This is a genomic window from Nocardioides sp., assembly GCF_034670285.1.
In the GTDB taxonomy this organism is placed as follows: Bacteria; Actinomycetota; Actinomycetes; order Propionibacteriales; family Nocardioidaceae; genus Nocardioides.
The window spans coordinates 1-1,830 of record NZ_JAXMNS010000550.1; the positions used below are offsets into that span (position 1 = coordinate 1).

Sequence of the window (1,830 nt, forward strand, 5' to 3'; positions counted from 1 at the left end):
CTGCGGGGCCTGGCGCCGGGTCCGGCGAAGGTGAGGACGTGGTCACCTGATGAAGTCTCCCGCATGCACGACGAGGTCGAGCACGGGACCCGGCACGACACCGAGGAACAGCGTCGCGGCGGCGCACCCGGCGATCGTGAGACCCGTGAGCGGTGAGGCCAGGGCGACCTCTCCGACGGCCTCCCCCTCGACGGGGTCGGTGAAGAACATCAGCCGGATGAAGCGGATGTAGAACGAGATCGCGATGACGCTGGACAGGATCGCCACGAGCACGACCGGCCAGGCGCCGGCCGACATCGCGACCGTGAAGACGGCCCACTTGCCCACGAAGCCGGCGGTGAGCGGGATGCCGGCCATCGAGAGCATGAAGAAGGCGAAGAGCCCCGCCACGAGCGGCGAGCGCTTGCCCAGCCCGGTCCAGCGGGTGAACGACGGCGCCTCACCGTTGGCGTCGCGCACGACGGTCACCAGGGCGAACGCGCCGAGCGACGCGACGCCGTACGACGTCAGGTAGAACAGCACGGCCTGGAGCGAGGTGATCTGGCCGTCGGCCAGCTCGCCGAGCGACTGGAGCCCGAGCAGGCCAGTGAGCAGGAACCCGGTGTGGGCGACGGCCGAGTAGGCCAGCATCCGCTTCACGTCGGTCTGGGCGATCGCGACGATCGCGCCGACGAGCATCGTCAGGATCGCCACGACCCAGAGCATCGGCTCCCAGTCCCAGCGGGCTGCGCCGAAGGCGACGTAGAAGAGCCGGAGCATCGCGCCGAAGGCGGCGACCTTGGTCGCGGCCGACATGAACGCGGTGACCGCGGTCGGGGCGCCCTGGTAGACGTCGGGGGTCCAGGCCTGGAAGGGCACGGCGCCGACCTTGAAGAGCAGTCCGACCGAGAGCAGGGCGATGCCGAGGATCAGCAGGATCTCGTTGTCGGCACCGTTGACCACGGCCTCGTTGATCACCGCGAGGTCCATCGACCCGGCGTAGCCGTAGACCAGCGCGACGCCGTAGAGGAAGAAGCCCGAGGAGAAGGCACCGAGCAGGAAGTACTTCATCGCGGCTTCCTGGCTCAGCAGGCGGCGACGACGCGCCAGGCCGCAGAGCAGGTAGAGCGGGAGCGAGAGCACCTCGAGCGACACGAACATCATCAGCAGGTCGCCGGAGGCCGGGAAGAGGAGCATCCCGCCCACGGCGAACATCAGCAGCGGGTAGATCTCGGTGTGGGCCAGGCCCCGGGTGGACGCCTCACGCTCGGCGTCGGTGCCGGGCATGGCAGCGGCCTGGCCCGCGAAGGCCGAGACCCCGGCCTCGAGCCGACGCTCGGCGAACAGGGCGACGCCGGCGAGGGCGAAGACCAGGATGAGGCCCCACAGGTAGATGGTCGGACCGTCGACGACGACCGAACCCTCGGCTGCGACGAGGCCCTGGGCAGTGCCGTCGCCGACCTTGTCGAGGTTGAGGCCGACGGCGACCGTGGCGCCGAGGGCGGCCAGGATGCCGACACCGGCGAGGCTGCTCTGGACGACGTGGCGACGCTCGCGCGAGACGAACGCCTCGACGACCACGCCGACCAGGGCGACTCCGAAGATGATCAGCAGCGGCGAGAGCTCGGCGTACTCGATGGTGGGATTGACGAAGTCCATGTCAGCGACCCTCTTCCTCGGCCAGGGACGACTCGGCGATCTCCGAGGACACACTGGGTTCGTCGTCGGTGACTCCGACGTGCTCCATCAGGTCGGCGACGTAGGGGTTGCTCGCCTCCAGCAGCGGCTTGGGGAAGAACCCGAACAGCACCAGGGCGACCATCAGCGGCGCCACGGCCGCGAGCTCGCGCA

Annotated in this window: 1 protein-coding gene and 1 pseudogene; both read right to left on the reverse strand. The window is 69.6% G+C overall.

Annotated features, from left to right (window positions below):
* Positions 1-42: 42 nt before the first annotated feature.
* The gene (gene nuoN / locus VOI19_RS18900) at positions 43-1,638 is read right to left on the reverse strand and encodes an NADH-quinone oxidoreductase subunit NuoN (RefSeq protein WP_323794479.1); all 1,596 of its coding nucleotides are present in this window, start codon (positions 1,636-1,638) and stop codon (positions 43-45) included.
* A gap of 1 nt (position 1,639) precedes the next feature.
* Positions 1,640-1,830 (reverse strand): annotated as a pseudogene (locus VOI19_RS18905) (hypothetical protein); the annotation flags it as partial.